7 protein-coding genes are annotated in these 7,492 nt (G+C 33.0%); 2 read left to right on the top strand and 5 right to left on the bottom strand.

Annotated features, from left to right (window positions below):
• Positions 1-137 precede the first annotated feature (137 nt).
• Genes ACJDTP_RS26900 through ACJDTP_RS26890 form a run of 3 tightly spaced genes read right to left on the bottom strand, consistent with a single transcriptional unit; the run spans position 138 to position 1,536 of the window.
• The gene (locus ACJDTP_RS26900; RefSeq protein ID WP_087702502.1) at positions 138-548 is read right to left on the bottom strand and encodes a GNAT family N-acetyltransferase; all 411 of its coding nucleotides are present in this window, start codon (positions 546-548) and stop codon (positions 138-140) included.
• Positions 548-943 (bottom strand): winged helix-turn-helix transcriptional regulator, encoded by a 396-nt coding sequence (locus ACJDTP_RS26895; protein WP_039768933.1) that lies wholly within the window; start codon positions 941-943, stop codon positions 548-550. Before ACJDTP_RS26895 ends, ACJDTP_RS26900 begins: the two co-directional genes overlap by 1 nt.
• A 5-nt stretch (positions 944-948) precedes the next feature.
• The gene (locus tag ACJDTP_RS26890; RefSeq protein ID WP_406762952.1) at positions 949-1,536 is read right to left on the bottom strand and encodes a LysE family transporter; all 588 of its coding nucleotides are present in this window, start codon (positions 1,534-1,536) and stop codon (positions 949-951) included.
• A gap of 237 nt (positions 1,537-1,773) precedes the next feature.
• Between ACJDTP_RS26890 and ACJDTP_RS26885 the strand changes: the two genes are divergently transcribed.
• Entirely contained in the window at positions 1,774-2,064 is a 291-nt protein-coding gene (locus ACJDTP_RS26885; RefSeq protein WP_023976951.1) for a hypothetical protein, read from the top strand.
• Positions 2,065-2,447: 383 nt separating this feature from the next.
• Entirely contained in the window at positions 2,448-2,657 is a 210-nt protein-coding gene (locus ACJDTP_RS26880; protein ID WP_406762951.1) for a hypothetical protein, read from the top strand.
• A gap of 369 nt (positions 2,658-3,026) precedes the next feature.
• Here the strand turns inward: ACJDTP_RS26880 and ACJDTP_RS26875 are convergent, their stop codons facing one another.
• Both ACJDTP_RS26875 and ACJDTP_RS26870 read right to left on the bottom strand, forming a co-directional pair.
• Positions 3,027-7,034: a GH32 C-terminal domain-containing protein gene (locus ACJDTP_RS26875; protein WP_406762950.1), complete on the bottom strand. Its 4,008-nt coding sequence runs from the start codon at positions 7,032-7,034 to the stop codon at positions 3,027-3,029.
• Between the two features lie 318 nt (positions 7,035-7,352).
• A partial coding sequence (locus ACJDTP_RS26870; protein ID WP_406762953.1) for a PTS system mannose/fructose/sorbose family transporter subunit IID occupies positions 7,353-7,492 on the bottom strand: 140 nt, incomplete at its 5' end.

Raw genomic sequence — 7,492 nt, 5'->3', positions numbered from 1 at the left:
ATCTTTATTGTGTAATTTGGTTTTTAGCATAAGTAAATTATACAATGAATGTGAGTTCTTCGGAATTCACATTTTTTATATCTAAAAAAATGAGCCGCTACAAAACTAACTATGTTAGTTTTGCAACAGCCCCTATTCTATAACGTGTTAAAATTGCAAAGTTGCATTGCCACACCATCTGTCATAATTTTGAATCCAAATCTTTCATAAAAAGCTGCATTTTTTCTCTCCTCTGGCATAATCTCAATATATAAATAATCCTTGTACTTTTTCTTAATCCTTTCAATCATAGTTCCAGCAATTTTCTGTCCTTGATAATTAGGATTAACTAAAACATAGTGAATATATGCAACCATTTCGCTGTCATCTAAAACTCTCACTAGACCAACTAATTTATCTCCATCCCAAGCTGTTAAGACTGTAGAAGAATTCATCAGCGCTTTATATAATCGACTTGGATACTGTCCTGAAACCCAGCCAACAGATAAGAATAATTGCTGCACTTCCTCTTGTGTAAATTTCTTTTCCTCTATGTAAGTAATCGCCATTAAAAAATCCCTCCTTTTCCATACTTATAGTCACATTTTTTACATTGCGTCATTGTATTTTCATTATCTTCCTTATGATATGCCCCTGACCATCTGCAAATACTCTGCAAAATAGGAACCACAGAGTTCCCCTTCTCAGTAAGACAATACTCCACGCGAGGCGGAATTTCATCAAATGACTTTCTTAGCACAATATCATTTGAAATCAGTTCTTTTAGTGTTGATGCCAGAACTGCATCTGTTATATTACTCATTTCTTTTCGAAGTACACTGTATCGCAAAGTTCCTTTTCCAGCCAAAACGCATATTATTCGTGACTTCCACTTTCCACCGAAAATTTCAAGTCCATATTCAAGTGGACACCTGATGTCATCCTCCATTTTATGTTGATACATTAACTTCACCCCCTTACAATATCAAAAGCACAATACAGCAGAAATAGGCTCAATATAAAATTGATAGGTTTGTAATATTTTTCGTAAATATGCTGCATTTTAATTCCAAGAAATGCCCATGTTAAACAAGCTGCACCTCCAACGCTTACTACTCCTACACCTGCCAAAAGCAAACCTGGCAAAGTACTAATATGTGGAGCAAGATAGACCATAAGCAGAGTCATAATATAAAAATAAATTTTTACATTTACAAATTGAAGATAGAAACCTTCTTTAAATGACGCTCCTTCATCTTTTTTATCCTTTAGTGGTTTGCTCAAAACAATGGTTACCGCTAACCAAGCCATATATATACTTCCAATATATTTCAGCGCAATAAGCACTGGCGTGAGATAAGCGTTCAATCCATATATGGCCATGGTACAAATAAACTGCACACATGCATAACCTGCACAGATTCCAAAAATGAGTCGTTTTCCTTTTTTCCATCCAAATTGAGTTGTAGTATTTAGGGCTAGAATATTTCCAGGACCTGGGGTAAAAGAGCAAACCAGCATATATCCTAACATTGTCCAAAAAACTGATATCGGCATTTTATCCTCCTATCTTTCTTATAAGTCCGTAGCGATTCCAGATTGCTACGCCTCTTTCATATTCAAGTGAATTTAAAACTATTATAGAAGGCTGTCTATATATTAACAAGTAACTATGAAATTTATTAGTAACTTATAAATTTACGGATATCTTTTTCTCTTAGAGTGCTTGAAATATAATTATACCAGACTCAGGAAAGCAAAATGAGTCATATGAAAAAATTGGAGGTAATACTTATGAAAGTAAATGCTTATTTAGAAATCACAATGAAAATCGAGGAAGCTAAACGTCCTGAAGCTGCTAAGGTTTATAATGATTATCGTGGACCATTTCTAGAAACAATTGAAGGTGCTTTGACAAAGGATCTATTAATTCGTGATGAGGATGTTCAGGTACTTCATGGCTTCGATAGCGTAGAACATGCACAAGCTTACCTATCAAGCTCAATGTTCCAAAATGATGTATTCGTCGGCTTAAAGCCACTTTGGAGCGCTGACCCAGATGTAAAGATTTATAGCGTGGCATAATTTCTTGAAACATAACGTAATTTATCCGTGCATCACTATTTGATGCACGGATTTTTTATAAGAATAGCTAGACCAAATCAACTTTCGTATTTGTACCTTCCTTTTTGAGATCACCCATTATATATGTATTTTCTTTATAATCCCTAATACTTTAACATTGTGCAATAATTTACTTAACATCCTAATATTCGAATAGTTTTTTTTAAGTTTCACATAATAAGAATTAAATGAGTTAATATTTTATTTATTATAAGGAACTTGGAAGGTGGATAATCTAATGAAAAGATTTATTGCTATATTTTCTATTTTTGTCATTTAATATAAAAAGTCCAACTGTTATGGCACAACCTTTAAATAAAACCTTGTCTGAAGGTATCTATAGAATGAAAGACTTAGACTTAATGGAAAATATTATATACAATATTCAAAACGGCTCTTCTGCAACCATTTTTATGATTATAGTAGATGATAACGAGCAGATAATAGAATCACGTCGTTTACCTGCAAACTCAGCTAAATACAACATTGGACCTTTCAAATATGATGATAAACTTGTAATATTAGGTTCAGGTTCAATAACCATCACAGAGTAATAGCATCAAACTACTTGAAGTATACAAGGATGGTTAGCCACAGATGCTAATGCTAGAAAAAATACTATAAATTTTAGTATTCTAACAAATGTACACTCAATGGTTGAAACTTTTCCACTAGAACAAATAAATTCAGCGTATGAAAAAATGATGACTGCTAAGGTTCACTTTAGAGCTGTTTTAACTATGGAATAGAATTATTAGTATTTTTGTTATAAACGCAAACTTAATAGAAGCAATAATATATATTTCTATTCTACATTATAAAGACAATACTACCTTTCGGTTTTAGATAGTATTGTCTTATTCCTTTACAATGATTTAAATATAATTAGGCTTAAATTTCTCTACTTCCACAAAATTAAAACTTTAATTTTTTATATTTTCATTTACTTTTTCTGCTGTTTCTGTCACGCCAGATTCAGTTGCATCTGCTCCTGTTGTTTTATCTCCTGAAGTATCAGTTCCAGCTACATCTGTTGCTACTGTTTCATCTACTGTTACTGCCGCTCCTGTTGTTGTCTCAGTTTTCGCTATTTCACTTCCTATAGAATTGCTATTAAGTACTATATTCCTGAACTCGGATGCTCCATTCCATACATTCAATCCAAATTTCCCGGTTGTATAATAATCCTGAGTTATATCACATACCTTTTTACTATTTATCCAATAAATAATATGATCTCCATTTATCTCAACTTTTAAATGGTATCTATTATATTGTGCTTCTGGAACATCACCCTCTGCAAATGTAATCTCTTTCATGCCGCCAGTTCCATCTGGAACTTGTCCAAATAATCTATAATGACCCCATTTTCCAACATTAGCTATAATTCCTCCATCTCCAAAATAATTATCACCTTGAGCAAGTAATACAACTCCTGCTACATCCCCATTTGCTGGATTTTGATTATGCCAATCACCTAAAATTTTAGAATCTATATCTAAAATATAAGTTCCTTGACTTGTATCTATATTCTGGTCTGAAATTGCAAAACCGTTGTTGTTTTTGCCACCATCTACTACATAACTATCATCAGAAACATGTAAGTCTTCTGGTGTATTATCAAAAGTTAAACCTGAACCTGAAACACTTGTTTCAGTGCTTGGAGTGGCATTATTAAGGGTTACATTTTTAAATGATGTCCCTCCTCCATAAACATTTAATCCAAATCTTCCCGTATTAAAATAATTTTGATTGGTATCACAAACCAACTCATCATTAATCCAATACTTAATATGAGTACCATTTATTTCTGCTCTTAATTTATATATATTATCTTCAGTTTTTGGAACTATACCACTATTTAAATCACTAACAACGGCATTTCCATTACCATCAATCCCTGTGAATACAAACACTCTATATTCACCATTTTTATTTACATTTGCTATAATAGATCCTTCTTTGGGATTTGCAGTTTGAGATAATAGCACAAGACCTGCAGTATTTCCATCTGATACATCTGCATTAACTTCTAATGTAGATGCTACTTCACTATTATAAGTTTGCTCTGCTACCGCAAATCCATCGCCCGAACTATTTCCTATATAGCTATCCTCCTTTACATACCAGTCTCCAGCAGTAGCAAAATTAGTTAAACTTGCAATTATACTACTTGGGTTACTATCATATACGTTTATATTAATTGTTTTCCTTGACTTTTGATCCTTAGACACAGCAGTTAAAGTTGTGCTTCCTACACTTTTTGTTCTAAATGTTGTTTTTTCATCATCTTGACTTACAATTTCTAAGACATCATGATTAAATTCCCAAGTAACACCTTGCTCTGCTGTTTCTGGAACTGTAGCTGTATAAATAGTAAATTCATCACCTACTTTTTTGCCTAGATCACCTTCACTCAATGACACTAATGCAGAATCTTTACCAACAACCTCATTATTCCAAATACTACTTAATGGGTAATATTGAATTGTAGCTGTTGAGTTTCCACCAACTGAATATACTTCAATCCCGTCACTAGAACGATTAGGAAAAATTTGTGCTGAACCAGTTACTTCACCATTGTTTCCATACACCTCTACTGAGGCAGCATCCACAAAAATGTGTAATTGAATCTTACCATCAGATGTTTTGCTCATTTTTTGACTATAAGCTTGTAAGAATTTATCTGCACTTGGTGATTTTCCTGATTTAGAACGATCGAGAACTAATTCTCCTGTTGCAGTGTTATATTTAACTATAGTTTCTTGATCTGCAGATTTTCCGACTCTTAGTTTGAATCCTACTTCTGTTGTATTTTCATCTGGTGCAAACTCTGCTACAATTTCATATTGGCTACCTGATAAATTACTCATAACATTAGGCTGATCTGGAGAAATTGTGACATTATCAAAAGTTGTAGGTGATTTACGTAAAGTTTTATATTCGTCTATTGGTTGTTGTATTAAACGAATTCCTTCATCTGTGTTAACCAATTTTAATTCAGTTTGTAAATCAAAAGATCCATTAAAAGTCTTTGTTATAGGAGCGACATTATTACAGTAATCCCAGTTATTCATCCAATTAATCATAATTCTTCGTCCATCTGGTGTACCGTTTTCATTCATACCATAATAAGTTTGAGCAGCATATGAGTCTTTAGCAAAATTCATAGGTAAATGTTCATCATTATCAGTAACGAATTTCCATACGCCATCTACTTCTTTGAAATCTCCAACTCGATAATATCTGCCCCCTTCACTTAATACCCATTTATATGTTCCAGTATCTCCAACTTCTAATTTATATATATCTGGACACTCTGTTTGAATTTCATCTTGCATTCCTTCTGGATGCCAATCTTTTAAATTATCTGATGAGAAAAATCTTAATGGACCTCCTGCTACTACCATAAACCATTTTCTATCTTCTTCATTATAGAATACTTTAGGATCTCTAAATGCAGAATTATTTAATGGATCAGCGTCTGATGCTATTACAGGATTACCTTCATACTTAATCCACGTTCTTCCATTATCCTTACTATAAGCAATACTTTGTTTTTGTCTTTCTGCACCGTTATCCATATAATCTTGAGTATAAATCGCGACTAATCCTCCGCCTTCAATTCCATTAAAGAAACCAGTAGTATTATCCTTATCTATAACTGCTGATCCTGAGTAAATTGTTCCACCATCGTCTGGTGCTAAAGCAATAGGTAACTCTGTCCAATGAATCAAATCTTTACTAACAGCATGTCCCCAATGCATTGGTCCCCATACTGAGGCATCTGGATTATACTGATAAAATAAATGATATTCTCCATTAAAGTAAACCATTCCATTTGGGTCATTTGCCCAAGCCTTAGCCGGAGAATAGTGATACTGTTCACGATAATTTTCTAAATAGTTAGTTGAAGTACTCGAATCAACATCTTTATTAATACTATTATTAAATATAGTCGTAGCCGATGCAAGTGCCATTAATGCTGAATCTATATCTTTTTGCGTGGAACCTGAATTATCTGAAACTGCTTGTGCTGCATCAATCGCTGCTTTAAATATAGCCTTTGATCCCACTGAATATTGACCTACATCAGTTCCTTCTACTGCCGCTTCATATTTTGTTTTTGCAATTGTTATTGCATTTATTAGCGCTTCTTTATTAACTTGAGTACTGCTACCGCTGCTACTACTGCTATGGTGAGATTTGCCACTACTTGTAGTACTTGTTGAGTTGCTTTGTTCGCTAGTTGTTGTTGTATTTGATTTATTATTATCTGATGTTTTATCGCTATTACCTTGAGTACTTGTTTCAGCTACTTTAACTCCATTTGAATTAAATGTCTTAGTTGGTACTAAATCTGAACCTATTGCTTCTCCACTCTGTGCAAATGTATGAGTTGTTCCATTTATTGTTATGTCTCCTACCCTCATAGCTCCTGTAGTTTCATCTAAATAATAAGTTTTTCCATCTATTTTTACTACTCCAGTTTGCATTGTTCCTGATGTATCTGCAAAATACCACGTATCATTATCACTAATCCAGCCTGTCTTCATTGCTCCTGATGGCTGCATATAATACCATGTACCACTATCATTTACCCAGCCTGTTTTCATTGTTCCTGAATTATCTAAATAGTACCATGCACCATTATCGTTAACCCAACCTGTCTTCATTTCTCCTGATGGCTGCATATAGTACCATGTACCACTATCATTTACCCAGCCTGTTTTCATTGTTCCTGAATTATCTAGATAGTACCACGCACCATTATCGTTAACCCAACCTGTCTTCATTTCTCCCGAATCACTTAAATAGTTCCAATTCCCTTCATTTTGTATCCAAGCTGCTGATGCACTTACTGAAGTAAATGTTGCTGTTGTCATGGTTGCAACTGTTATCGCTATTAACTTTAACTTTAATTTTTTCATTTTTTTACCCCTTTTATCATTATTTTTAGAAATGTTTATCCTTTGATTCTATAAATATAATTATTTTAGTAATTTTAAATTTGTACTTTCATAAGAATTTACTGTACTATATGAACTCCTCTGTCTTAGGTAACGTTTACTTTACGATTAAATTCACTATATAATCATGAGAATATTGTTTTTAATACAAGTATAGACTACCCTACTAATTTAATTAATGTTAGACCTTTAATCTATAATATTAATTAGGTAATCTATACTGCTATAATAAATTTCAATTTAAAATGGTTTACTTAAAATAAGACTATGAATTAATGTTTATTGTAATATCCCAGACGCAACTCCTAAAATCCCTACTGCGAACAATCCAAAGATTATTAATAATGGATTCACGTTCTTCTTTAATAGATACATACATAAAAATGTTAGTAAAAGCGGAACTAATCCTGGCATTAAGC

Source organism: Candidatus Clostridium helianthi (assembly GCF_045310795.1).
GTDB classification, from domain to species: domain Bacteria; phylum Bacillota; class Clostridia; order Clostridiales; family Clostridiaceae; genus Clostridium; species Clostridium helianthi.
The sequence above is the reverse complement of the archived record's forward strand: the minus strand, read 5'-3'. Positions and strand labels throughout refer to the sequence as shown.